Annotated in this window: 23 protein-coding genes and 1 pseudogene; 14 read left to right on the plus strand and 10 right to left on the minus strand. The window is 72.5% G+C overall.

Annotated features, from left to right (window positions below; all coding sequences use genetic code 11):
• From ACZ38L_RS31645 to ACZ38L_RS31675, 7 genes are all read right to left on the minus strand, one after another.
• A partial coding sequence (locus tag ACZ38L_RS31645; RefSeq protein ID WP_465699766.1) for an MFS transporter occupies positions 1-1679 on the minus strand: 1679 nt, incomplete at its 3' end.
• Positions 1680-1899: 220 nt separating this feature from the next.
• A complete protein-coding gene (locus ACZ38L_RS31650; protein ID WP_465699768.1) occupies positions 1900-3282 on the minus strand; it encodes an 8-oxoguanine deaminase in 1383 nt (460 codons plus the stop codon).
• A gap of 195 nt (positions 3283-3477) precedes the next feature.
• On the minus strand, positions 3478-4392 hold the full coding sequence (gene pucL, locus ACZ38L_RS31655) for a factor-independent urate hydroxylase (RefSeq protein ID WP_465699770.1): 915 nt from the start codon (positions 4390-4392) through the stop codon (positions 3478-3480).
• Between the two features lie 16 nt (positions 4393-4408).
• Positions 4409-4741 (minus strand): hydroxyisourate hydrolase, encoded by a 333-nt coding sequence (gene uraH / locus ACZ38L_RS31660; protein WP_465699772.1) that lies wholly within the window; start codon positions 4739-4741, stop codon positions 4409-4411.
• Between the two features lie 12 nt (positions 4742-4753).
• Positions 4754-5335 carry a 2-oxo-4-hydroxy-4-carboxy-5-ureidoimidazoline decarboxylase gene (gene uraD, locus ACZ38L_RS31665; RefSeq protein WP_465699774.1) on the minus strand — a complete coding sequence of 194 codons (582 nt, stop codon included), beginning with the start codon at positions 5333-5335 and terminating at the stop codon, positions 4754-4756.
• 175 nt (positions 5336-5510) lie between these two features.
• A complete protein-coding gene (locus ACZ38L_RS31670) occupies positions 5511-5894 on the minus strand; it encodes a helix-turn-helix domain-containing protein (RefSeq protein WP_465699776.1) in 384 nt (127 codons plus the stop codon).
• The gene (locus tag ACZ38L_RS31675; RefSeq protein WP_465699779.1) at positions 5891-6145 is read right to left on the minus strand and encodes a thiamine-binding protein; all 255 of its coding nucleotides are present in this window, start codon (positions 6143-6145) and stop codon (positions 5891-5893) included. Before ACZ38L_RS31675 ends, ACZ38L_RS31670 begins: the two co-directional genes overlap by 4 nt.
• A gap of 222 nt (positions 6146-6367) precedes the next feature.
• Between ACZ38L_RS31675 and ACZ38L_RS31680 the strand changes: the two genes are divergently transcribed.
• The 11 genes from ACZ38L_RS31680 (at position 6368) to ACZ38L_RS31730 (ending at position 19929) form a co-directional block, all read left to right on the plus strand.
• Positions 6368-7210 carry a hydroxypyruvate isomerase family protein gene (locus tag ACZ38L_RS31680; RefSeq protein ID WP_465699824.1) on the plus strand — a complete coding sequence of 281 codons (843 nt, stop codon included), beginning with the start codon at positions 6368-6370 and terminating at the stop codon, positions 7208-7210.
• A gap of 56 nt (positions 7211-7266) precedes the next feature.
• A complete protein-coding gene (locus tag ACZ38L_RS31685; protein ID WP_465699782.1) occupies positions 7267-8160 on the plus strand; it encodes a 2-hydroxy-3-oxopropionate reductase in 894 nt (297 codons plus the stop codon).
• A gap of 426 nt (positions 8161-8586) precedes the next feature.
• A complete protein-coding gene (locus tag ACZ38L_RS31690) occupies positions 8587-9732 on the plus strand; it encodes a glycerate kinase (RefSeq protein WP_465699784.1) in 1146 nt (381 codons plus the stop codon).
• Positions 9733-9852: 120 nt separating this feature from the next.
• The gene (gene allB, locus ACZ38L_RS31695; RefSeq protein ID WP_465699786.1) at positions 9853-11220 is read left to right on the plus strand and encodes an allantoinase AllB; all 1368 of its coding nucleotides are present in this window, start codon (positions 9853-9855) and stop codon (positions 11218-11220) included.
• Between the two features lie 8 nt (positions 11221-11228).
• A complete protein-coding gene (gene alc, locus ACZ38L_RS31700; protein ID WP_465699788.1) occupies positions 11229-12509 on the plus strand; it encodes an allantoicase in 1281 nt (426 codons plus the stop codon).
• A gap of 41 nt (positions 12510-12550) precedes the next feature.
• Positions 12551-14011 (plus strand): catalase, encoded by a 1461-nt coding sequence (locus ACZ38L_RS31705; RefSeq protein WP_465699790.1) that lies wholly within the window; start codon positions 12551-12553, stop codon positions 14009-14011.
• Between the two features lie 277 nt (positions 14012-14288).
• Positions 14289-15068, plus strand: coding sequence for an IclR family transcriptional regulator (locus ACZ38L_RS31710; protein ID WP_465699792.1), 780 nt, complete (start codon positions 14289-14291; stop codon positions 15066-15068).
• A 182-nt stretch (positions 15069-15250) separates the two neighbouring features.
• Positions 15251-16156 carry a metal-dependent hydrolase gene (locus tag ACZ38L_RS31715; RefSeq protein WP_465699794.1) on the plus strand — a complete coding sequence of 302 codons (906 nt, stop codon included), beginning with the start codon at positions 15251-15253 and terminating at the stop codon, positions 16154-16156.
• A gap of 18 nt (positions 16157-16174) precedes the next feature.
• Positions 16175-17335 (plus strand): PDR/VanB family oxidoreductase, encoded by a 1161-nt coding sequence (locus ACZ38L_RS31720; protein ID WP_465699796.1) that lies wholly within the window; start codon positions 16175-16177, stop codon positions 17333-17335.
• A 3-nt stretch (positions 17336-17338) separates the two neighbouring features.
• On the plus strand, positions 17339-18184 hold the full coding sequence (locus ACZ38L_RS31725; RefSeq protein WP_465699798.1) for a M24 family metallopeptidase: 846 nt from the start codon (positions 17339-17341) through the stop codon (positions 18182-18184).
• Positions 18181-19929, plus strand: a complete 1749-nt coding sequence (locus tag ACZ38L_RS31730) for an SDR family oxidoreductase (RefSeq protein WP_465699800.1) — start codon at positions 18181-18183, stop codon at positions 19927-19929. The genes ACZ38L_RS31725 and ACZ38L_RS31730 overlap by 4 nt, the downstream gene beginning before the upstream one ends.
• A gap of 8 nt (positions 19930-19937) precedes the next feature.
• Here ACZ38L_RS31730 and ACZ38L_RS31735 read toward each other — a convergent pair whose 3' ends face one another.
• Together ACZ38L_RS31735 and ACZ38L_RS31740 are read right to left on the minus strand one after the other, a co-directional pair.
• Positions 19938-20234: a hypothetical protein gene (locus tag ACZ38L_RS31735; protein WP_465699803.1), complete on the minus strand. Its 297-nt coding sequence runs from the start codon at positions 20232-20234 to the stop codon at positions 19938-19940.
• On the minus strand, positions 20204-20494 hold the full coding sequence (locus tag ACZ38L_RS31740; RefSeq protein ID WP_465699805.1) for an ATP-binding protein: 291 nt from the start codon (positions 20492-20494) through the stop codon (positions 20204-20206). Before ACZ38L_RS31740 ends, ACZ38L_RS31735 begins: the two co-directional genes overlap by 31 nt.
• 363 nt (positions 20495-20857) lie before the next feature.
• Between ACZ38L_RS31740 and ACZ38L_RS31745 the strand changes: the two are divergent.
• Together ACZ38L_RS31745 and ACZ38L_RS31750 are read left to right on the plus strand one after the other, a co-directional pair.
• Positions 20858-21295 (plus strand): annotated as a pseudogene (locus ACZ38L_RS31745) (hypothetical protein); the annotation flags it as partial.
• 72 nt (positions 21296-21367) lie between these two features.
• Complete coding sequence (locus ACZ38L_RS31750; RefSeq protein ID WP_465699807.1) at positions 21368-21901, plus strand: hypothetical protein; 534 nt, start codon at positions 21368-21370, stop codon at positions 21899-21901.
• A gap of 5 nt (positions 21902-21906) precedes the next feature.
• Here ACZ38L_RS31750 and ACZ38L_RS31755 read toward each other — a convergent pair whose 3' ends face one another.
• A complete protein-coding gene (locus ACZ38L_RS31755) occupies positions 21907-22536 on the minus strand; it encodes a transmembrane-type terpene cyclase (RefSeq protein ID WP_465699809.1) in 630 nt (209 codons plus the stop codon).
• 50 nt (positions 22537-22586) lie between these two features.
• Here ACZ38L_RS31755 and ACZ38L_RS31760 point away from each other — a divergent pair, with 50 nt between their 5' ends.
• Entirely contained in the window at positions 22587-22874 is a 288-nt protein-coding gene (locus ACZ38L_RS31760; protein ID WP_465699811.1) for a hypothetical protein, read from the plus strand.
• Positions 22875-22885: the final 11 nt, after the last annotated feature.

The following is a 22885-nucleotide window of genomic DNA, read 5'->3' on the forward strand; positions in this document are numbered from 1 at the left end:
TGGGCGGTTGATGCAGGTGTTGCCGTCGGGTGGGGTGATGGTGGCGGTGCGGGCCTCGGAGGGCGAGGTGTTGCCGCTGCTGGCCGGGCGTGCGGCGCGCGCAGCACCGTCCAGTCGCCGGACTGGGCCAGGCAGCCGTCGTCGCCGTCCGCGTCGCTGCCGGAGATCCCCAGCCAGGGTGAGAACGGCACCCGCAGCAGCACCGAGCCGGGATCCGGCACCTGCACGGTCAGCGCGGCCGCCCCGGCCTGCTGCACGGTGGCCGGCGGTTGGGCCAGCGGCGCGGCGTCGGTGACCCGGTAGAGCCGCCAGCTCCGGTTCTGCCAGACCGGGTGAAGCCAGGACGGATCCGACGCGACGACGGCCGCCTCGGTGACCGCCGCGTCGTCCGGGGTGTCCGAGGGCAGCACCACGTAGCCGACGCTCCAGCGCAGCAGCCAGGCGTGGTAGCTGTCCGGGGTGAGGGTGCCGACGTAGAAGAGCGGGTTGCGGCTGACGTCGGCCTGCCGGTTCCAGCCCCGGGCCAGCTCCACGTACGGCGCCAGCGCGGCGGCCTCCCAGTGCGTGCGCATCGGTACCACCTCGACCCGGCCGCGGTCCGCGCCGAGCGCGCGCAGCTCGGCGACCAGCGGCCCGTAGTCCCGGGTGGCGGCCTGCACCGGGACGGTACTGGCCAGGTCACCCGCGGTCTTGACGACCAGCCAGCCGGCCGTCGCGAGGAAGACCGCGGCCACCGTGTGCGGCCCGATCCGCAGCCCCAGGCGTGGCTCCAACGCGGCGGCCAGCAGCGCCGTCCCGGCGAAGAGCAGCCACAGCCGGTCCACGTTGCTGCCCACCGGCGACGGCACCAGCCAGACCAGTACCACGCCGAGCCCGTAGACCAGCGCACCGGAGCGCACCGCACGCCACTCGCGCGGCACCAGCAGCGCCACCGCCAGCGCCACCGCGACCACCGGCAGCGCGGCCCACCAGTCGAACGGCTGCACCCCGTAGAACGGGAAGAGCAGCGACGTCCCGGCCACCACCAGCACCGGCGCGCCGGCCAGCAGACACGCCTCGCCACGCCGCCGCCGGAGGAACAGCGCGGCGGCCACCACCTCCAGGAACAGCCCGACCACTGGGCTGCCCAGGGTGGCCAGCGCGGCCAGCGCGAAGAGCCCGGCCCCCCGGGACCTCGTCAACACGGCCCGCGGGTGGACCAGCGCGGTGGCGGCCAGCCCGAAGACCACCCCGGTCGCGAAGGTCACCCGTCCGGAGGCGATGTCGCACCAGAGCGCGAAGGCGGTCCACAGCGCGGGCGACAGCGGGCGGCGCAGCCCCGAGCGGACCAGCAGGTCGGCGCCGATCGCGGCGGAGACCGTGCCGGCCAGCACCCCGGTGGTGCGCACGCCCAGCAGGCCCATCAGATAGGGCGAGAGCACGCTGTACGAGGCGGTGTGCATGCCGCCGTACCAGGAGAGGTTGTACGCCGCGTCCGGGTGCTGCCTGGTGAAGTCGGTCCAGGCGTACTGGGCGGCCAGGTCGCCGGCCTCGTTGGCGAGCGCCAGCGCCCAGAACAGGCCCAGCGCGGCGGCCAGCAGGGTCGCGGCGACCACGGGGTGCCGCAGGGGGGCGAGGAGCAGCCGTGGGGAGGGGCCGCGATGCGCGGTGGCGAGGACCCCCGAGCCGCTGGTGGACATGTGCTCTCTCTCGGCTGTCGATCAGATACGAGTAGCAGTAACCTACGTGGCCGACCCACGGGAAACGCCGCAGCCCCGGACCCTCGCCGTGGGTCCGGGGCCGCGGTCCGCCCCGGCTGGGGCGGAGTCCGGGTCACGCACCGTCCCTGGGCGGCCCGGAGTCTTGGGGGAGGGTGGCACGTGACGTGCCACCCGTGTGGGGGAGCGTGTTGACCGGGGTTCAGCCCCGCGCGGCCAGCTCCTTGGCGGCCCGGGCGCAGTTCTGCGCGATCCGGTCCTCGTTGACGGTGGTCAGGTTGCCCTTCTCGACCACCGCGTTGCCGTTGACCAGCAGCAGCGCCAGCGGCGGCAGCGCGCCCATGGTGAGCGCGGCGACCGGGTCGGCGATCGACGAGTGCATGATGCCGTCGACCTTCCAGAGCGCCAGGTCGGCCAGCTTGCCCACCTCGATCGAGCCGATCTCGTCCTGACGGCCCAGCACCCGGGCACCGCCCATGGTGCCCAGGCGCAGCGCGCCGCGCGCGGTGAGCGCGTCGGGGCGGCCGTGCAGCCGGTTGATCAGCAGCGCGTTGCGCAGCTCGGTGCCCAGTTCGCCGGACTCGTTGGAGGCGGTGCCGTCCACCCCGAGGCCGACCGGGACGCCGGCCCCGAGCATGTCCGGGACCCGCGCGATGCCGGCCGCCAGGCGGGCGTTGGAGGACGGGCAGTGCGCGACACCGGTGCCGGTCTCGGCGAACTTGGCGATGTCGGAGTCGTTCATGTGGACGCAGTGCGCCATCCAGACGTCCTCGCCCAGCCAGCCGGTGGACTCGAAGTAGTCGGTCGGGCCCATCCCGAACAGCTCCTTGCAGAACTGCTCCTCCTCGGCCGTCTCGGAGCCGTGGGTGTGCAGCCGGACGCCCTTGCGGCGGGCCAACACCGCTGCCTCCCGCAGCAGTTCGGTGCTGACCGAGAAGGGCGAACAGGGCGCGATCGCGACGTGCAGCATCGAGCCGAAGGAGGGGTCGTGCCACGTGTCCACGGCCGCCTCGGAGGCGATCAGGATGTCCTCGATGGTCTCCACCGCGTGGTCCGGCGGCAGGCCGCCGTCCTTCTGGCCGCGGTCCATCGAGCCGCGTAGCGCGGTGAAGCGCAGGCCGAGCTCCTGGACCGCCTCGATCGAGGCGCCCAGGATGTCGCCGCCGCCGCGCGGGAAGACGTAGTGGTGGTCGCTGGCGGTGGTACAGCCGGACTTCAGCAGCGCGGCGGCCGAGCCCTGGGAGGCGGCGTGCACCAGCCGGTCGTCGATCCGGGCCCAGGTCGGGTAGAGCGCGACCAGCCAGTCGAAGAGGATGTTGTCCTGGGCCAGGCCGCGGGTGATCCACTGGTAGAAGTGGTGGTGGGTGTTGACCAGCCCCGGGGTGATCAGATGGCCCTCGCCGTTGATCCGGCGCACCACGTTGTCCAGCCACTGCGGGGCCGGGCCGTTGCCGACCGACTCGATCAGATTGCCCTTGACCACCACGTGGCCGCGGGCGTACTCGGTGTCGTCGGCGTCGACCGTCGCGATCGCGACGTTCTCGATCACGATCCGCTGCTCGGGGTTGGGAGGCTGGACTGCCATGGCTGACTCCTGGGAGCGGGGGAGGGCTTGGGGGGTGCCCCGGGGTGGACCTCACGGTCGGACGGCCGGGCGGGGAGGCCGGCTGGTGGGCCGTCCGACCGCGGAGGCCCGTCCGGGGGGAGGACCGCCGTCGGTACTGCTGGCCCCCGAGGGTGGGACCGCGGAGCGAGGATCCCTCGGGCTGGGGTTCCCCGGTCAGGCGACCGGGATGACCGGGACGACGCCCTCGCGGTGCACGGTGCCCTCGATCAGCCCGTACATCCGGTCCGCGGCGTAGTAGACCTCGTTGTCGTTCTTCAGCCCGAACGGCTCCAGGTCGACCAGGAAGTGGTGCTTGTTGGGGAGTTCGAGGCGGACCTCGTCAACTTCCACCCGGCTGTTGAGAACCCGGGTGCCCATCGCGTGCAGGGTCTGCTGCAGCGAGTAGGAGTAGGTCTCGGCGAACGCCTCCAGCAGGTGCCGGCGGACGTGGCTGTAGGAGCGGTTCCAGTTGGGCTGGGTCTCGTCCTCCCGGCCGCGGTAGGAGTAGGCCCAACGGGCCGTCACCTGGGTGGCCAGGATCCGGTCGTAGGCCTCCTTCAACGTGGTGTAGCGGTCCTTGATGTAGCCCCAGAACTCGGAGTTGGTGGTGTTCATCACGACCAGGTCCTTGAGGCCGGAGATCACCTGGACGGTGCTGCCGTCGTAGACGATCTCGGAGGTGCGGACCTCACCGCCGTTGCGGACGAAGGAGTGGCCTACCTCCTCCGAGCCGATGAACCGCGAGGTGTCGTCCGGGGTCCTGATCCGATCCCAGGAGTACTCCTCGATCCGGATCCGGGCCCGGTGCACCGGCGGGGTGTTGTCGACGAAGTGCCGGGCCAGCGTGATGCCGAAGGCCTCGGCCGACTCGATGCCGTGCTCCTTCGCGAAGGCGTACACGGTGTTCTTGATGGTGTCGGTGGGCAGGCAGTTGGCGTTCGAGCCGGTGAGGTGGACGTCGTCGAACTCGCCGGAGAGGGCGACCGAGACGTTCAGGTCCTTGATCTCGTGCCGGGTGCTGTCGCGGTACACCCGGACGATGCGGTTCTCTGCCTTGCCGTACTGGTTCTGACCGAGCACGTGGGCCATGGCGGGCTCCTGGTTCCTAGCTTCCGCGGTAGACGGAGTATCCGAAGGGGTTCAACAGCAACGGCACGTGGTAGTGGTGCTGCGCGGGCGCGACCGTGAAGACGATCGAGACCTCGGGGAAGAACGGCGCCTCGTCCGAACCCGCGTAGTAGGCCGCGGTGTCGAACTGGAGCCGGACGACCGAGCCCGCCTCCACGGTCGGGAGGTCCTTCACCCGGCCGTCGGAGTCCGTGGCGGAGGTGCCGAGCACCTGCCAGCCACCCTCGGTGTTGAGTGCGAGCTCGACCGGGACGCCCTCGGCGGGACGGCCGCGGCTGGTGTCGAGCACGTGCGTGGAGATGCCAGTCATGGCGAGAAGACCTTACTGGTAACGTGATTGACGGATCGTCAAAAAGCTTCTCCGGAGAACCTGCTGGGCGAGGGTCTCGTCCAGCAGTCGGTTGAGCCGGATGTCGTTGATCTTGCGCAGCTCGCCGCGGACGATCTCGGCCTCGGTGGCCGCGTCGTTGGGGAACCGCTCGCGCAGCGCGGCGAGCATGGTGGCCGCGGTGCGGCCGGTGGCGCAGATCAGGAACACGTGGCCGAACTTCGCCTCGTAGGCGGCGTTGGCCCGGTGCAGTTCGTCGAGGAGCGTGGGGTCCACGCCCTGGATTCCGGCCTGCTCGCGCTCGGAGGTGGCGTCACCCGACTTGGGCTTGCCGATCCGGGCGTGGCCGGCCATGGCGTCCCCCAGGTCGGCGGTGGTGAGCCCGGCCATCGCCGCCTCGTTGGCGGCGAGCAGGACGTTCCGGTCGGGCCAGGGGCGGGAGGCCGCTACGGTGGCCGCCCAGCGGGGGCTGGAGCAGACCTCCAGGAGGAGGCCGTCCAGTTCGGCGGCCGGAGCCGCCGCCAGCGCCGAGAGGGCGCCGGTGGCGTCCGGGGACGCGTGGGGGTGGTTGCTCACGGGTGGACCTCCTGAAGAGTGGTGCCACCCGCACAAGCTAGATCCACCACCCCCGGGCGTCAACACTTTGTTGAACCCTTGGTGGTTACGTTTCGAAGCGCCGCCGTCGGCCGGCCGCTTTCGTGTGCGATCCGCCAAGTGTGCCGTCCCGGTCCGGTCGGCAAGACTGGCCTGGTCAGCCGGCCTTCGGGCCTTCGACCTGGCGGTTCAGGTAGTTGTACACGGTGAACCGGCTGACTCCGAGCGCCGAGGCGACCGTCTCGACGCCGTGCCGGACGGTGAACGCGCCGCGCTCCTCCAGGAGGGCGACCACGTGCTGCTTCTCCAGGCGGTCCAGCTCGGCGAGCGGACGGCCGTCGAACTGCCTGGTCATCTCGGCCAGCAGTCGGTCCAGGGCGCTGCTCAGGTGGGGCAGGCGGACGGCCATGACCGGTTCGTCCTCCCAGCGCAGCACGACATCGTCCGGCTTGGCGGCGTCCAGGTCGAGGACCGTGGCGCCGACGGCGTCCAGCAGCGGCTTTATCGCCACGGTGAGCGGGTGTTCCAGGGCGTCGCTCACTGCGTACCCACTCCTTCGGGGGACTCGGGGACCACGCTGACCTGGACGGAGATCCGGCTCGCGCCGTGCTCCAGGGTCTCGTGCAGCAGTCGGTCGACCGCGGCGAGCACCTGCTGGGCCTCGCCCTCGGCGCTGGTGCCGAACGGGCCGACCGAGACGGTCAGGCCGGCCTCGTCGACCACGCGGCGGGCCGCCACGGCGTGGTCCGGGAAGTTGACCAGTTCGAACGGTTCTGTCGTGAATTCCACCATCAATCGCACCTGCTCACTGTAGCGAGCGGGCGGGTGGGGGGTCTGGCCGGTTCTGACTGGTCGATCGGACAGTCGGTCGCCGACGCGGGGGGCGGGTTTCGGCCTCTTCAACAAATTGTTGCGACGGCCTTGACGTCCCATTGGGTGCCCGTGCCATGCTTCCATCAAGCAGAATCCCTCTTCCGGATCGTGGAAGTTGCGGATGAGGAAGAGTGAAAGGTGATGGACGTGACTGCCGCTGCCAAGCACAGCTACACGGTCAACCTGTCGATCCTGTTCAGCGAGCTCCCGCTCCTGGAGCGCCCGGCCGCGGCCGCCGCAGCCGGCTTCACCGCCGCCGAGCTGTGGTGGCCGTTCGGGACCGAGGCCACCCCGTCCGAGGCCGAGCTGGACGCGCTCCGCAAGGCCTTCACCGATGCCGGCGTCCGGCTCACCGGCCTCAACTTCCTCGACGACCTGACCGTGGGCGCCAAGGGCACCGTCTCCGTACCGGCCGAGCGCGAGCGCTTCCGGGCCAACCTCCCGGTGGCCGCGGTGCTGGCCGGCTCGCTCGGCGCCGGCGCGCTCAACGCGCTCTACGGCAACCGGGTCGCCGGGGCCGACCCGGCCGAGCAGGACGCGCTCGCCCTGGAGCACCTCGTCCTGGCGGCCCGCGCGGCGCACGAGATCGGCGCCGTGCTGCTGATCGAGACGCTCAACAAGGTCGACGCCCCGGACTACCCGCTGCTCACCGCGCAGGCCGCGGTGGACGTGGTGGACCGGGTCAACGCCGCCACCGGCCTCGGCAACGCCAGGTTCCTCTGCGACCTCTACCACCTGTCGGTGAACGGCGAGGACCTGGCCGCCGTGATCGACGGCTTCGCCGACCGGATCGGCCACGTGCAGATCGCCGACCTCCCCGGCCGCAACGAGCCCGGCACCGGCGAGCTGGACTACGAGGGCCTGTTCGAGCGGCTCGCCGCGGCCGGCTACACCGGCCCGATCGGCCTGGAGTACCGCCCGTCCTCCGGCGTCAGCGCCGAGAGCTTCGAGTGGCTGCCGCGCGAGCTGCGCGCCGCGCGGTAACCCCCTCCCCACCCCTGCCCGCACGCACCCACCCCCGTACGAAGGAACGCGACGCGATGAGCGCCTCCCGCAAGATCGCCTTTATCGGCCTCGGCATCATGGGCGGCCCGATGGCCGCCAACCTGGTCAAGGCCGGCCACCACGTCACCGGCTTCAACCTCACCCAGCCCCAGATCGACGCCCTGGTGGCGGCCGGCGGTCACGGTGCGACCAGCATCGCGGACGCGGTCAAGGACGCCGAGGTCGTGATCACCATGGTCCCGGCCGACCCGCAGGTCGAGCAGGTCATCCTCGGTGAGGGCGGTGTGCTGGAGAACGTGGAGCCGGGCACCCTGGTGATCGACATGTCCTCGATCACCCCGCAGACCTCGATCAAGGTGGAGGCCGCGGCCAAGGAGAGGGGTGTCCGCACCCTGGACGCGCCGGTCTCCGGCGGCGAGGCCGGTGCCGTCGAGGCGGTCCTCTCGATCATGGTCGGGGGCGGGGCGGTGGACTTCGCCGAGGCCAAGCCGCTCTTCGACGCGCTGGGCACCACGGTCATCCACGTCGGCCCGGCCGGCGCCGGTCAGACCGTGAAGGCCGCCAACCAGCTGATCGTGGCCATCAACATCCAGGCCGTGGCCGAGGCCGTGGTCTTCCTGGAGAACGCGGGCGTGGACCTGCCTGCCGCGCTGGACGTGCTCGCGGGCGGCCTGGCCGGCTCGACCGTGCTGAACCGCAAGAAGGCCAACATGGTCGGCCGTGAGTTCGCCCCGGGATTCCGGATCGACCTGCACCACAAGGACATGGGCATCGTGACCTCCGCCGCCCGCGCGGTCGAGGCCCCGCTGCCGCTCGGCGCGGTGGTGGCCCAGCTGGTCGCCTCGGCCCGGGCCAACGGTGACGGTTCGCTGGACCACTCGGCCCTGCTGCGCGGCGTGGAGCGGCTCGCGGGCCGCGTGGTCGACTAGCCCACCCGCCACCCGCCACCCGCCACCGCCCTTGTTCGGGCGCGCTGTGCGCGGCACCCCTTGGATCCGCCACCCGCCACCGCCCTTGTTCGGGCGCGCTGTGCGCGGCACCCCTTGAACTCCTCCTGGTGGCGTGTACCTGTCCGGTCGTGCCCGCGCCACCAGGAGGGCAGTTTCGGCCGGTAGGCAGGCTGAGGCCCAAGCACCTGTCTACCGGCCGTGCCAGACCGGCGGCGCAGCGCACTTCGGTCGTGCGCGGGCGCCGCCCGGCCCCCTCCCTCGCCGAGGGGAGCCCCCCGTACGTCGGAAGCGGGACGGGAGGAACGGCGGGGAGGGGGTCGCATCCCCACGCCCTGGGACCCACCATTGAGAGCACGTCGCCCAGCTCGACCCGGAACAGCTCGACTCGGAAGTGAGGCCAGCACCATGCCCGCCATCCCCACCCAGGGCCATGTGGTCGTAGCTCCCGACAAGTTCAAGGGCACCCTGGAGGGCGCCGAGGTGGCCGCTCGCCTCGCCGCCGGGATCCGCCGGGTCCGCCCCGAGCTGGAGGTCCGCGAACTGCCGGTCGCCGACGGCGGCGAGGGCACCCTGGCCGCCGCGCTGGCGGCCGGGTTCACCCGGATCCCGGTCAAGGTGGCGGGCCCGACCGGCCTGCCGGTGGACGCCGCGATCGCGTTGCGGGACGACACCGCCGTGGTCGAGCTGGCCCAGTCCTCCGGCCTGGCCCGGCTCCCCGGCGGCCGGACCGCGCCGCTCGCGGCGGCCTCCTACGGGGTCGGCCAGTTGATCGCCCGCGCGGTCTCGCTCGGCGCCGGGCGCGTCGTGCTGGGTCTGGGCGGCAGCGCGTGCACCGACGGCGGGGCCGGCATGGTGCAGGCGCTCGGGGTCGGGCTGTACGACGCCGCCGGCGTCGAACTGCCCCCGGGCGGTGCGGCCCTGCGCCGGCTGCACCGCCTGGACCCGGGCACCCTGGCGGACACCCTGGCGGGGGTGGAGGTGGTGGTCGCCTGTGACGTGGACAACCCGCTGCTGGGCCCGCGCGGCGCGACCGCCGTCTACGGTCCGCAGAAGGGCGCGGAGGGCGAGGACCTGGAGGTCCTGGAGGCCGGTCTGACCCGCTGGGCGGACGCGGTGCGGGACATCACCGGCCGGGACGTCCGCGACGCCCCCGGTGCCGGAGCGGCGGGCGGGGTCGGCTTCGCCGCCCTGGCCCTGCTCGGCGCCACCATGCGGCCCGGCATCGAGCTGCTGCTCGAGCTGCTGGGTTTCGACGCGGCCGTGCGTGGGGCACGCCTGGTCGTGACCGGTGAGGGGTGCCTGGACGCGCAGACGCTCCATGGCAAGGCCCCCGCCGGCGTCGCCGCGGCGGCCACCGGGGCGGGGGTTCCGGTGGCCGCAGTGGCAGGGCGGCTCGAACTGTCGGAGGGTGAGTGGCGGGGCGCGGGTTTCGTCGCCGCGTACGCCCTGACCGACCTGGCCGAGCAGCCCGGTGACAGCCTGACGAAGGCCGCCGAGCTGGCCGAGGTCGCGGGGGAGCGGTTGGCCGCGGAGCTGCTGGCGGCCCGTTGAGGACCGGGAGTTCACCTCCCAGTCCCGTCCGATCCTGTCGTACTTTCCTACATTGACGTTTTGTTGAAGGCGGCCCTAGGCTCCGAGCCACCGCTACTTCACCTCAGTCCGGAGGTCTTGATGCCGCGCAGCGTGACACCCCAGGCGACCGCGGTGATCCGTTCCCGCCGCGTGGTCCTCCCGGACGGCGAGCGCCCCGCGGACCTGCTGATCCGGGACGGCCGGATCGAGCGGATCGCCGCCCACGGCTCGCTGCTCGTGGCGGACGCCACCCTCACCGACCTCGGCGACAGCGCGCTGTTGCCCGGCCTGGTCGACACCCACGTGCACGTCAACGAGCCGGGCCGGACCGAGTGGGAGGGCTTCGCCACCGCCACCCGGGCCGCCGCGGCCGGCGGTGTCACCACGGTGATCGACATGCCGCTCAACTCGATCCCGCCCACCACCACGGTGGAGGGCCTGGCGGTCAAGCGGAAGACCGCCGAGGGCCAGGCCTGGGTCGACCTCGGCTTCTGGGGCGGCGCCGTGCCCGGCAACGCCGACGAGCTCGAACCCCTGCACCGGGCCGGGGTGTTCGGCTTCAAGAGCTTCCTCGCGCCGTCCGGCGTGGACGAGTTCCCGCACGTCGAACAGGCCGACCTGGAGAAGGCGCTGGCCGAGCAGGCCCGGATCGGCGCGCTGGCGATCATCCACGCCGAGGACCCGGCCGTGCTGGCCGCGGCTCCGCAGCAACCCGGCGTGCACTACCGCGACTTCCTGGCCTCCCGGCCCGACGACGCCGAGGCGGCCGCGGTGGCCCGGCTGCTGGACACCGCGCGGCGGACCGGCGCCCGGGTGCACATCCTGCACGTCTCCTCGGCCGCGGTGCTGCCGCTGCTGGCCCAGGCCCGGGCCGACGGCGTGCGGGTGACCGCCGAGACCTGCCCGCACTACCTGACGCTGGCCGCCGAGGAGGTGCCGGACGGCGACACCGCCTTCAAGTGCTGCCCGCCGATCCGCGACGAGTCCAACCGTGACCTGCTCTGGGCCGCGCTGGCGGCCGGCGAGTTCATCGCGATCGTCTCCGACCACTCGCCGTCCACCCCGGACCTCAAGCTGCTGAAACGTTTCGGCGGCAGCGGCGACTTCGCCGCCGCCTGGGGCGGGATCGCCTCGCTGCAGCTGGGCCTGCCGGCGATCTGGACCGAGGCCCGCCGGCGCGGCCACCAACTCACCGACGTGGTGCGCTGGATGTCCGCCGGGCCGGCCGCACTGGTCGGCCTGGAGGGCGGCAAGGGCGCGATCGCGGTCGGCCGCGACGCCGACCTGGTGGCCTTCGACCCGGACGCCGAATTCGCCGTCGTCGCCGACGAGTTGCACCACCGCAACCCGGTCACCCCGTACGCGGGCAAGACCCTGACCGGCGTCGTCCGGACCACCTGGTTGCGCGGCCGGGTGGTGGACGTGCACGCCGAGCCCTTCGGCCGGCAGATCCTTCGTACCCGCTGAGGAGCGAGATGAGTACCCGTCAGACCCCGGCCGCTCCCTTCACCGAGCTGGTCAACCTGGCCTCCCGGCTGCTCGGCGCCGGCGTGGTGGCCACCAACGAGGACACCTTCGCCGACGCGGAGAACCTGCTGGTCGCCAAGGACGCCGAGTTCCGTCCGCACACCTTCGGCCACAAGGGCCAGATCATGGACGGCTGGGAGAGCCGGCGCCGGCGCGGCGCCTCGGCCGAGCAGCCGCACCCGACCGACCAGGACCACGACTGGGCGGTCGTCCGGCTCGGGGTGGCCGGCCGGATCCGCGGCGTGATCGTGGACACCGCGCACTTCACCGGCAACTACCCGGAGAGTGCCTCCGTGCAGGCCGCCTCGATACCCGGCATCCCCTCGGTCGAGGAGCTGGCCGCGGCCGAGTGGACCGACATCGTGTCGCGCAGCCCGCTGCAGGGCGACACCGCCCACGCGTTCGAGGTCAACGACCCCACCCGCTACACCCACGTGCGGCTGAACATCTGGCCCGACGGCGGTGTCGCCCGGCTGCGGGTGCACGGCGAGGTGCTGCCCGACCCCCGTGACCTGGACGGCCTGACCTTCGACCTGGCCGCCCAGGAGTACGGCGGGGTCGCCGAGGCCGCCTCGGACCGTTACTTCTCCTCCCCGCACAACCTGAACGCTCCCGGCCGCGCCTCCGTCATGGGCGAGGGCTGGGAGACCCGGCGTCGGCGCGACAAGGCCAACGACTGGGTGCGGATCGCCCTGGCCGGGGGCGGCGAGGTGCTGGCCGTCGAGGTGGACACCACCCACTTCGTCGCCAACGCCCCCGGCTGGGCCGACCTGGTGGGCTACGACGCCTCGGCGGGTGGTGGATCCGGTGGCTGCCGTCCGGAGGACGATGCCGCCGGTTGGTTCGAGATCCTGCCGCGTACCCGCCTGCAGCCCGACACCCGCCACCGGCTGCGCCTCGACGTGGGCCGCCCGGTGACCCACGTACGGATCAACGTGTACCCGGACGGTGGCCTGGCCCGGCTGCGGCTCACCGGCCGGCTCACCGAGGCCGGCCGCGCCGCCCTCGCGCTGCGCTGGTTCAACGCGCTGCCCGCCACCGAGGCCGCGCAGGCGCTCGCCGACGCCGGCCTGACCGGCGCCGAGGCCATCACACTGGTCGCCGCCCGCCCGCTGGCCACCCCGGCCGACGTCACCGCCGCCCTCGCGGCGCTGCGGCCGGCCGACGGGCCGGACGGCACCGAGACCTCCCGCCGGGTCGCCGCGATCTGGCGCCTGCTGGGCGTCTGATCCCTCTTCACCACGCACCGCCCCTCTTCCGAAGGACCGCCATGCCCAAGATCCTGACCACCGAGTCCGGCGCGCCCGTCGCCGACAACCAGAACTCGGCCTCGGCCGGCGAGTACGGCCCGCTGCTCATCCAGGACCAGCAACTGCTGGAGAAGCTCGCCCGCTTCAACCGCGAGCGCATCCCGGAGCGCGTGGTGCACGCCCGTGGCTCCGGTGCCTACGGCTACTTCGAGGTGACCGACGAGGTGTCGCGGTACACCCGGGCGGACTTCCTCGCCGAGGTGGGCAGGCGCACCGAGGTCTTCCTGCGGTTCTCCACCGTGGCGGGCAACCTCGGCGCCAACGACGCGGTCCGCGACCCGCGCGGCTTCGCGCTGAAGTTCTACACCGCCGAGGGCAACTACGACCTGGTCGGCAACAACACCCCGGTGTTCTTCATCAAGGACCCGCTGAAGTTCCCCGACTTCATCCACTCGCAGAAGCGCGACCCGTTCACCGGCATCACCGAGGCCGACAACGTGTGGGACTTCTGGGCGCACGCCCCCGAGGCCACCCACCAGATCACCTGGCTCTTCGGCGACCGCGGCATCCCGGCCTCGTACCGGCACATGAACGGCTACGGCTCGCACACCTACCAGTGGGTCAACGAGTCGGGCGAGGCGTTCTGGGTCAAGTACCACTTCAAGACCAACCAGGGCGTCCGCTCGCTCGACGCGGCGCAGGCCGCCGAGGTGGTCGGCGGCGACGCCGACAGCCACCAGCGCGACCTGCACCAGGCGATCGAGCGCGGGGTGTTCCCGTCCTGGACCCTGTACGTGCAGATCATGCCGGTGGCCGAGGCGGCCGACTACCGCTTCAACCCGTTCGACCTCACCAAGGTCTGGCCGCACGCCGACTACCCGCTGATCAAGGTCGGCCGGCTGGTGCTCAACCGGAACCCGGAGAACGTCTTCGCCGAGGTCGAGCAGGCCGCCTTCTCGCCGAACAACTTCGTGCCGGGCATCGGCCCGTCCCCGGACAAGATGCTCCAGGGCCGGCTCTTCGCCTACGCGGACGCCCAGCGCTACCGGCTCGGCGTGAACCACACGCTGCTCGCGGTCAACGCCCCGAAGGCGACCGAGGCGAACAACTACGGCCGCGACGGCTTCTCGGCCGTCAACAAGTCCGGCCGCGGCAAGAACTACGAGCCCAACTCGTACGACGGCCCGCGTCAGACCGACAGCGCGCTGGCCGCGCCGGTCGCGCTGAACGGCCACACCGGCAGCTACACCACCCCGGCCCACACCAAGGACGACGACTTCTTCCAGGCGGGTGAGCTGTACCGGCTGATGTCCGAGGACGAGAAGAGCCGGCTGATCGGCAACCTGGCGGGGTTCCTGGCCCAGGTCAGCCGGGACGACGTCGTGGCGAAGAACCTCGCCCACTTCCACGCCGCCGACGAGGAGTACGGTGCGCGCCTGGAGATAGCCGTCAACAAGCTCCGTGCGGGCGACGAGGGCTGATGCTCGTTCAGATCGGCTGACTCGCCGGGCACACCACCTCGGGGCGCCCGCTGCGCTCCGGGTGCCCGGCCGCCGGCCCCTCCCCCTCCCCCTCCCCCAGGACCGTGGGGGAGGGGCCGACGTGCTGCCGTTCCCCGCTTCGCGCCGCTTTCCGGCCGCCTCGCATATGCCAATCGGCCAATACCTGTCACCTGCGGGAATCTGGGATGAGCGGGGCTTGCGCGGGCCTGACCCCGGATAGGCTGAGGGATGGTACAGGGGAGCGGAAGGGGAGGCCATGCCGGCACAGAGCCACGGTCGTCCGGCCATGCTTGACCACGACGCGGCGGGTCCGCATGGCTCCCTGCGGTGGGCACTGCGGGTGCTCGAGGCGGTGGATCGGCACCCGTACGGTGCCAGCCTGGCCGACCTGGCGCGGGAGACCGCGCTGCCCGGGCCGGTGGTCCGCGAGCTGGTCGGTGTGCTCGCCGCCGAGGGCTACCTGCAGTCGCTGGACGGTGGTTGGCTGCTGGGCGGGGTCTTCGCGATGCTCGGGCAGCAGAACCGCGAGCAGCTGATCCGGATCCGGCTGCACCACAAACTCACCGAGCTGCGTGACGAGTTGGGCGCCGCCGTGTACTTCGGGCGCTACCACGACGGCGAGTTGAGCGTGGAGGCGGTCGCCGCGGCGGAGCACGCGCCGGCGGTGCACGAGTGGGTGGACTTCCGGGCCACCGCGCACGCCAGCGCGCTGGGCAAGTGCCTGCTCAGCCAACTCGACCACGAGGGCCGGCTGGACCACCTCTCCCGGCACCCGATCGCCCGGCTCACCTCGCGCACCATCACCGACGCCGAGCAGTTGATGCACCGGCTGGAGCGCCAGCCGGCCACCGTCCCCACCCTCGACCTGCAGGAGTACGCCCTCGGCACGGTCTGCGCCGCCGTCCCCGTGACGGCCGGGAGCACGGTGGGCTGCCTGGCGATGTCGCTCCCGCTGGACAACGCGCACCGGCTGCGGGCCGCGTCCGAGCTGCTGGCCGAGCGGGCGGCGCCACTGATGCTGGCGATGGCGGTGTAGTGCTCGATCCGTGTCCCCACCGAAGGGCCCGTGCCTGCGCGCGGGCCCTTCGGCGTTCCGGCGCCCCTCGCGAGCGTTATTAGACTCGCCGTCGATAACAATGGCCGAACCCCTTGTGAGCTGCGGTACCCGCCAGTAGTTTGAAGTGCTGCCGCCACCCCCGCAGGTCAGGAGGCCCTCCCATGCCCCGAACCAGAGGCCCCGTCCGCCCCACAGCCCCCGAGGTGCACCACGACCTCGTGCTGGAACCCCGCGACGTGGCGTTCGACTGGACCGAGCTGCCGCTGCACTGGATCCCGGACGAACCGTTCGCCACCCACACCATCAACGTGCTGCACCTGCTGCTCCCTGAGGGTGAGCGCTGGTTCATCCGGGTCTTCAAGGAGGCCCTGCCGCTGATCACCGACGACAAGCTGCGCGAGGAGGTGCTCGGTTTCATCGGCCAGGAGTCGATCCACGCCGAGGCGCACCAGGAGGTGCTGGACCACCTGCTGGCACAGGGCCTCGACCCGCGGCCCTACGTCCGGCAGATCGCCTGGCTGTTCCAACGGATCCTCGGCGAGAAGCCGCACTTCAACGCGCGGCAGCGGCGTGAGACCGTCATCGAGCGAGTCGCCTTCGTCGCCGCGATCGAGCACTTCACCGCCTTCCTCGGCAACTGGGCGCTCAACTCGCCGGGCCTGGACCGGGCGCACGCCGACCCGACCATGGTCGACCTGCTGCGCTGGCACGGCGCCGAGGAGGTGGAACACCGCAGCGTGGCCTTCGACCTGATGGTTCACCTGGACCCGGGCTACCCGCGCCGGATCCGCGGCATGCTGGTCTCCGGGCCGCTGCTGGTGCACCTGTGGATCCGTGGGGTGCGCTACCTGCTGGCGCACGATCCGAGCCTGCGCGGCCGGATCCGGCCCAGTTGGCGACAGGCACAGGATGCGGCGCGGCGTGGCCTGCTGCCCGACCCGGTGCAGTCGATCCGCTCCGGGCTGCGCTACCTGAAGCCGGGCTACCACCCCACCCAGGAGGGCTCCAGCGCCCAGGCCCTGAGCTACCTCGCCACCTCGCCGGCCGCCCGCGCCGCCGCCCGCTGAGTTCCGGAGCACCGCCGCATGGACCACACCCCGACCGAGGAGCACGGCCCGACCGGGCCGATGGCCCCCGCCCGCAGTGCCGCCTTCGGGCGCACCAGCACGCACGACCTCAGCACTCCGCCGCCCGACCTCTACGGGCGTCCGCGCGCCGACCGCTTCCTGCGCGGCCTGACCGCCTTCGACCGGCACTACAGCCCCGCGCTGGGTTCTCCGGGGCTGCGCCGCAACCCGCGCCGCCCGGCCGCCCGGCCCACTCCGCCGCTCTGCCTGGTGGTCCGCGCGCACCGGCAAGTCGCCGATGAAGTCGTCGAGTTGCTGCTCGCCGATCCCGCCGGTGGCCCGCTGCCCGGCTGGCAGCCCGGCGCCCACCTGCGGCTCACCCTGCCCTCCGGCCGCGAGCGGCACTACTCGCTCTGCGGCGACCCGGCCGACCGCGACACCTACCGGATCGCGGTGCGCCGGATCGCCGACGGAGGCGGTGGATCGGTGGAGATCCACGAGGAGTTGCACGTCGGTGCCCGACTGACGGTCCGCCGGCCGCGCAACGGCTTCGCCTTCTGCGGCGAGCCGGTGCCGCTCCTGGTGGCCGGCGGGATCGGCGTCACCCCGCTGCTGCCGATCGCCCGGGAGGCCGAACGGCGCGGACTGGACTGGCACTTGGTGTACGCCGGGCGGAGCTCCGGGTCGATGCCCTACCTCGACGAGCTGCGTGCCCTGGCCCCCGACCGGCTCACCCTGCTCACCGGCCGGATGCCCACCGTTGCCGAGCTGCTGGCCCCGGCCCGCCCCGGCGCCGCGGTCTACTGCTGCGGCCCGGCCCCGATGCTGGCCGCCGTGCAGCGGGCGCTGGACGGATCGCCGGCCACCGCCCTGCACTTCGAGCGGTTCGGCGCCGCGCCGATCACCGACGGTCGCCCGTTCAGCGTTCAACTGGGCACCGGAGGACCGGTGTTGCCGGTCCCCGCGGACCGCTCCGCGCTGGACGTGCTGCGCGAGGGCCGCCCCGACCTGCCGTACTCCTGCCGCCAGGGCTTCTGCGGCACCTGCCAGGTCAGCGTGGCCGCCGGCACCCCCGAGCACCGCGACCGCCGGCTGACCGCCGAGGAGCGGGCCGCCGGCGCCCTGCTGCCCTGCGTCTCACGGGCCGCCGAGGGCGACACCCTGGTCCTGGAGGTCTGAACCGTGAGCCGACCACCGTCGTTCCGCTACACCGCGCGGGACCTCGATCGCTTCCGTGAGGTCCAGCAACTCGCCTACCACTGCGCCGAGCAGGTCGCCGCCTGGATCGAGCCCGGCGTCACCGAGCGGCAGGCCACCGCACGGCTGCGCCACCTCCTGGTGGCCGCCGGGGTGCGGGACTTCTTCCACGTGCCGTTCGCCTGGTTCGGCGACCGCACCGCGTTCCGACACTTCCACACCCCGCTGCAGTTCTTCGCCGGCGGCCGGGTGCTGCGCGAGGGCATGCCGTACGTGTTGGACTGCGCGCCGGTGGTGGACGGCTACACCGCCGACATCGGCTACGGCGGCAAGGTCGGCGACAACCCGGTCTGGGACCGGCTCGCCCGCGACCTGCGGGTCTACCGAGAGCTGATCCTGCGCGAGGTGCGGGCCCGCAAGCCGCTGGACGAGGTCTACGCGGCGGTCGACGCGCAGATCGCCGCGCACGGTTACGACAACCGCCACCAGGTCTACCCTGGCCGGGTGATCGGTCACCAGGTGACCCGCAACACCAGCCGGGCTCCGGTCGGGGTCAACCTGTTCGGCTTCGGGCTGCGCACCCTGCAGACCCTCGGCCGCGAGCTCGTCAGCGAGCGCCTGCACGGGCGTTCGCCGCTCTGGGCGGACGGTCGGGCGTCCCGGCACGCGCCCACCCCGGGCCTGTGGGCGGTCGAACCGCACATCGGATTCCGTGAGGTGGGCATCAAGTTCGAGGAGCTCCTCGTGGTGACCGAGGACGACGCCTACTGGCTGGACGACGACCTGCCGCACGTGCGGCGCTGGACCAGGCTTGAGGAGGCCGCCCGATGAGCCCCATGACGCCGATCAGCCCGACGCCGCCGCCCGCGACCCGGCGGAGCACCGTGCACTCGGCGGGCGTCGCGCTCGCCGTCTTCGCACAGGGCGATCCCGAGGCGCCCACCGTGCTGCTGGTGCACGGGTACCCCGACACCCATCGGGTCTGGGACGACGTCGCGGCCGACCTGGCCGCCGACCACCACGTGGTCCGCTACGACGTGCGCGGAGCGGGTGAGTCCGGGGTGCCGGACGGCCGCGACGGCTATCGGCTGGAGCTGCTGGCCGCGGACCTGTTCGCGGTCGCCGACGCGGTCAGCCCGGACCGTCCGGTGCACGTGGTCGCGCACGACTGGGGTTCCCTGCAGTCCTGGGAGGCGGTCACCGAACCCGACGCCGAGCGGCAGATCGCCTCGTACACCACGATCTCCGGGCCCTGCCTGGACCACATGGGCTACTGGATCCGGCACCGGCTGCGCCGGCCCACCCCGCGGCACCTGCGCCAACTGCTCGCCCAGGGAGCGCACTCCTGGTACATCACCGCCTTCCACCTGCCGGTGCTGGCCCCGGCCACCTGGCGGCTCTGGCTGGCCCGGGCCTGGCCGCGGGTGCTGCGCGACCTGGAGGCGGTCACCCCGCGACCCGGGCACCCGCAGCGGACGCTGCGTCAGGACGCCGTGCGGGGGATCGAGTTGTACCGCGCTAACATGCGTCCCCGGCTGCGCGCCCCGCGCGAGCGGCCGACGAGGGTGCCGGTGCAGCTGATCACCCTGCGCCGGGACCACTACGTCGCGCCGTTCCTCTCCGAGGGGTTGGAGCGCTGGGCACCGCACCTCACCCGGCGCGAGCTGAACGCCACGCACTGGTCCGCCCTGTTGGAGCGTGGCGATCAAGTCGCCGGGCTGGTACGGGAGTTCACCGGACGTCTGGCCTCGGGTGAACCGTCGGACGCGAGCCGCCGGTTGGTGGTGATCACCGGCGGCGGCAGCGGGATCGGGCGGGCCACCGCGCTGGCCTTCGGCGAGCAGGGTGCCCGGGTGGTGGTCGGCGACCTCGACCTCGCGGCGGCCGAGCGGACCGTCGAACTCGTCGCCCTGGTGGGCGGATCGGGGCACGCGTACCTGGTCGACGTGAGCGACGGCGCGGCCGTGGACGACTGGGCGCACACCGTGGCCGCCACCCACGGCGTGCCGGACGTGCTGGTCAACAACGCCGGCATCGGGCACTCGGGGACCTTCCTGCGGACCACCGAGAAGGAGTGGCAGCTGGTCCTGGACGTCAACCTGTGGGGCGTGATCCACGGCTGCCGGGCCTTCGGCACGCTGATGGCCGAGCGCGGCCAGGGCGGGCACATCGTCAACCTGGCCTCGGCCGCCGGCTACCTGCCGTCCAAGATGCTGGCCGCCTACGCCACCAGCAAGGCGGCGGTGCTGATGCTCTCCGACTGCCTGCGCGCCGAACTCGCCCCACAGGGCATCGGGGTGAGTGCCATCTGCCCCGGCATCGTCAACACCAACATCACCCGCACCGCGACCTTCTCCGGCCTCTCGGCCGACCAGCAGGCCGCCAAGCAGGCCCGGGCCGCCCGGCTGTACGCCCGCCGGGGCTTCCCGCCGGAGAAGGTCGCCGCCGAGATCGTCCGGGCGGTCCGCACCGGCAAGGCGGTGGTCCCGGTGACGGTGGAGGCCAAGGTGGCCCGGCTGCTCGGCCGACTCTCACCGGGGCTGCTGCGCCTGGCGGCCCGGCTGAACCTGGGGTGACGCCTCCGCTACACCCCTCGGGCCGGGTGCATCCGCAACAGGTGCACCCGGCCCGCCACTTCGAACGTCAGCGTGAGGCTGCCGTCCCGCTCCAGGAATTCCGCCGCCCGCTCCACGGCGTCCGGCCGGGTGAGGAAGTACTCGTACGCCCGGTAGGTGCTCTCGTCCAGCGCCAGCACTCGCATCGCCGCCCAGAGCGCGGCGAGCGCGTCGCCCATCCGCGCGAAGCTCGCGGGCTCGGTGATCCCGGTCAGCTCCACCGTCACCGCGCCGATCACCCGCCCACCCCCGGGGCGCACCCGCACCACACCACCTTGCCGACCCCGCCCGTCCGAGCCCCGGCACCCCACCCGACCGCCAGCGCCTCCACCAGCACCAACCCCCGTCCGCCCTCGGCCTCCCAGGCACCGCCGCCCCGCTGCGGCCAACGCTCCTCACGGGCGTCGTGCACCTCAATACGCAGCCGCTCGCCCTTGAGTTCAAACCGTGCGCACAGCAGCCGCCCCCGCACCCGACCGTGCAGCACGGCATGGGTCACCAACTCGCTGACCAGCAACTCGCCCACTCGTACGAACCGTTCACCCGGGCATGCTCCCGGACCACCCGCGTAACGCCCGCCGCGCCAAACCCGGCGCCCGCCGGCTGTAGGGCAGCCAGCAGTCGTGGGTGTCGGCGGGGGAGGGGGATCTCCCGATCATTTCGGACATGGTGCAGCCACCCTTCAGGTGGACGTCTGTTGAGATGCGCTTGGGGCACGACAGCTCTGTCGCAGGAGCGACTACGCGAAGGCCCACAGTCAAGCGGTATCGATGCTTTCGGTAGCGGCTTGCCTACGGTAGGTGGCATGACTCTCCTGGTAGGCAGAGTGCAAGTAGGCAACTTGCCTAGATGCGTTGATCTAGTACTACAGGGATAGATCTCGATTGGCGGGTGCGGCAGGATGTTCCTGCTCGGGGACCCGGACGGTGAGGTCGCCCGGCAGCGGGAGGCGGTCGAGGAGGTGGCCCTCACGGTCTCCACCCGGATCCGGATCACCCTGGAGAATCTCGCCAAGCTGCGGGACGTTCCCGGGGTGGAGGTGCGTCACAGTTCGCCCGCGGACGCGACCAACCACGTCGGCCTGTCCGTCTTCCGCTTCGACGCCGACGTGCTCGTGACCCCTCACCTCGCGCGGCTGGTCGGCCACGACTCGCCCATGCTCCACCTCCGGCGGCGTCAGGGTGGTGGCATGTTCGACCGTTTCGCCGCACAAGCGGAGGAACTCCGCGCGTGTGGCGTCGAGTTGAGCCGCCCGGCGACCGAGGGGGCGCGCAGCACCGGCTCTCCCCTCCACCCGCCGACGCGTAACGACTCGGCAAACAGCTGACCGTTTGTCATGTTGCCCTGCCACGCTGCCGCTGTCCGAGCAGGCGAGCGCGCGAGTAGCAGGAGCAGTGCGATGGCGACACCGGACCCGCGGCGGCGGGCCAGCTGGGGGACTCCCGCACGGCCGCCGGCGTCGCGGCCGCCGACGTCCCACCGGAAGAAGGCCACCGGGCGGCGGGGACGACGGCTCGGATGCGCGGCCGCCGTCGTGCTGCTCGCCGCCCTGGCCGGTGCTGCCGTGGCCGTCAGCGGCAAGGGCGGCACCGGCCGCCCGAGGGCCCCCGCCCGGCAGTCGTCGCCGACCTCCAGCGCGCGCCACACACTCACCTACGTCGTCACCGGGGCCGGTGGCGCGGCCGTCCAGTACGGTCCGGCCGGCTCCCAGGTGCAGGGTCACGCACCGATGAGCGTGACCCAGCCGCTCGGCAACCCCAGCTACTACGCGATCTCCGCCCAGCTCCAGGGCGGCGGCGCGGTCAGTTGCCAGTTGGAGGTGGACGGCCAGGTGATCTCGCAGGCCACCGCCTCGGGCGGCTACGACATCGCGTCCTGCGAGATCAGCAAGGACCCGCGCACTGGCAACTGGACGGCCACCGACCAGGGTTGACCGCCCTAGCGGTCGGCCGTCTCCGCGCGCCCGACGGCGGCGAGCGCGAGGGCGTAGGCCAGGTCGAGCAGCAGGATGCTGACGAACAGGTAGGGGAGCAGCGGCCCGTGGTGCAGCGGCTCGTCCGCCCGGCCGAGCCAGGTGTCGGCCGAGGCCAGCGCCGTGCCGACCAGCTTGCAGACGGCGATCCCGAGCGACTGCCCGCGGGTGGAGCGCCGGGTGAGCAGCATGCCGAGGAAGAGGCCGGACATCATCAGGTTCTGGCCGAACGCGGCGAACGTCCCCGCCCCGGCGTCGAACTGGCGGCAGACCGCGTCAACGCCCAGGTAGCTCAGCCCGATCGTACCGGCGGCCAGGGCCGGGAAGGCCCGGCGTGACAGCCACCGGAACTCGCGCGGGCCGAACCGCAGTACGGTCCACAGGATGCCGCAGTCCAGGGCGAGCCAGACCAGGTCGATCACGTGCTGCACACCGTCGTGCGGCCGGACGAAGCTGAAGATGAACTCCCAGGAGAGGTTGGCCCCCAGCGCGACCAGTGGCATCCCGTAACTGCGGTCGCGCAGCCCGACCCGGATGATCAGCACGTAGGTGACGGTCCAGAAGACCCCCGAGCCGACGGCGAGCGCGGTCCCCATCGCGTTCCCTCCCCCCAGATGGCATGCTCGGGACAGCGTACGCTGTTGCCGTGTCCCTCGCCTTCGTCCGCCGCCTCGACGGCCTGACCTACCACTTCCAGCCGGACGGTACCCGCAACGGCAACCCGTGCTACCGACGCGTCGACCTCGACCTGTGGCTGTGCCGGCTCCCCGACCGCGGCTGGTGCACCTGCGACGCGGACGGCGTCGCCAACAGCTGGCCCCTCCCGTCCGGCGCGGCCCACGCGGCGCTGCCCCCGCTGACCGCGTGGCGGAGCTGGAAGGCGGGCCGGTCGTACCTCTACGACCTGCGCGCCTGCGGGCCGGCGGGCTGCTGATCACCGCCGGC

It is taken from the genome of Kitasatospora sp. NPDC024654, assembly GCF_055559155.1.

Bases quoted from the DNA above. Each gene is read 5' to 3' on its own strand.
- ACZ38L_RS31650 (WP_465699768.1), bottom strand. From the start codon at position 3,282: ATGGCAGTCCAGCCTCCCAACCCCGAGCAGCGGATCGTGATCGAGAAC.
- pucL (WP_465699770.1), bottom strand. From the start codon at position 4,392: ATGGCCCACGTGCTCGGTCAGAACCAGTACGGCAAGGCAGAGAACCGC.
- uraH (WP_465699772.1), bottom strand. From the start codon at position 4,741: ATGACTGGCATCTCCACGCACGTGCTCGACACCAGCCGCGGCCGTCCC.
- ACZ38L_RS31675 (WP_465699779.1), bottom strand. From the start codon at position 6,145: ATGGTGGAATTCACGACAGAACCGTTCGAACTGGTCAACTTCCCGGAC.
- ACZ38L_RS31680 (WP_465699824.1), top strand. From the start codon at position 6,368: ATGGACGTGACTGCCGCTGCCAAGCACAGCTACACGGTCAACCTGTCG.
- ACZ38L_RS31685 (WP_465699782.1), top strand. From the start codon at position 7,267: ATGAGCGCCTCCCGCAAGATCGCCTTTATCGGCCTCGGCATCATGGGC.
- ACZ38L_RS31690 (WP_465699784.1), top strand. From the start codon at position 8,587: ATGCCCGCCATCCCCACCCAGGGCCATGTGGTCGTAGCTCCCGACAAG.
- allB (WP_465699786.1), top strand. From the start codon at position 9,853: ATGCCGCGCAGCGTGACACCCCAGGCGACCGCGGTGATCCGTTCCCGC.
- alc (WP_465699788.1), top strand. From the start codon at position 11,229: ATGAGTACCCGTCAGACCCCGGCCGCTCCCTTCACCGAGCTGGTCAAC.
- ACZ38L_RS31705 (WP_465699790.1), top strand. From the start codon at position 12,551: ATGCCCAAGATCCTGACCACCGAGTCCGGCGCGCCCGTCGCCGACAAC.
- ACZ38L_RS31710 (WP_465699792.1), top strand. From the start codon at position 14,289: ATGCCGGCACAGAGCCACGGTCGTCCGGCCATGCTTGACCACGACGCG.
- ACZ38L_RS31715 (WP_465699794.1), top strand. From the start codon at position 15,251: ATGCCCCGAACCAGAGGCCCCGTCCGCCCCACAGCCCCCGAGGTGCAC.
- ACZ38L_RS31720 (WP_465699796.1), top strand. From the start codon at position 16,175: ATGGACCACACCCCGACCGAGGAGCACGGCCCGACCGGGCCGATGGCC.
- ACZ38L_RS31730 (WP_465699800.1), top strand. From the start codon at position 18,181: ATGAGCCCCATGACGCCGATCAGCCCGACGCCGCCGCCCGCGACCCGG.
- ACZ38L_RS31750 (WP_465699807.1), top strand. From the start codon at position 21,368: ATGGCGACACCGGACCCGCGGCGGCGGGCCAGCTGGGGGACTCCCGCA.
- ACZ38L_RS31755 (WP_465699809.1), bottom strand. From the start codon at position 22,536: ATGGGGACCGCGCTCGCCGTCGGCTCGGGGGTCTTCTGGACCGTCACC.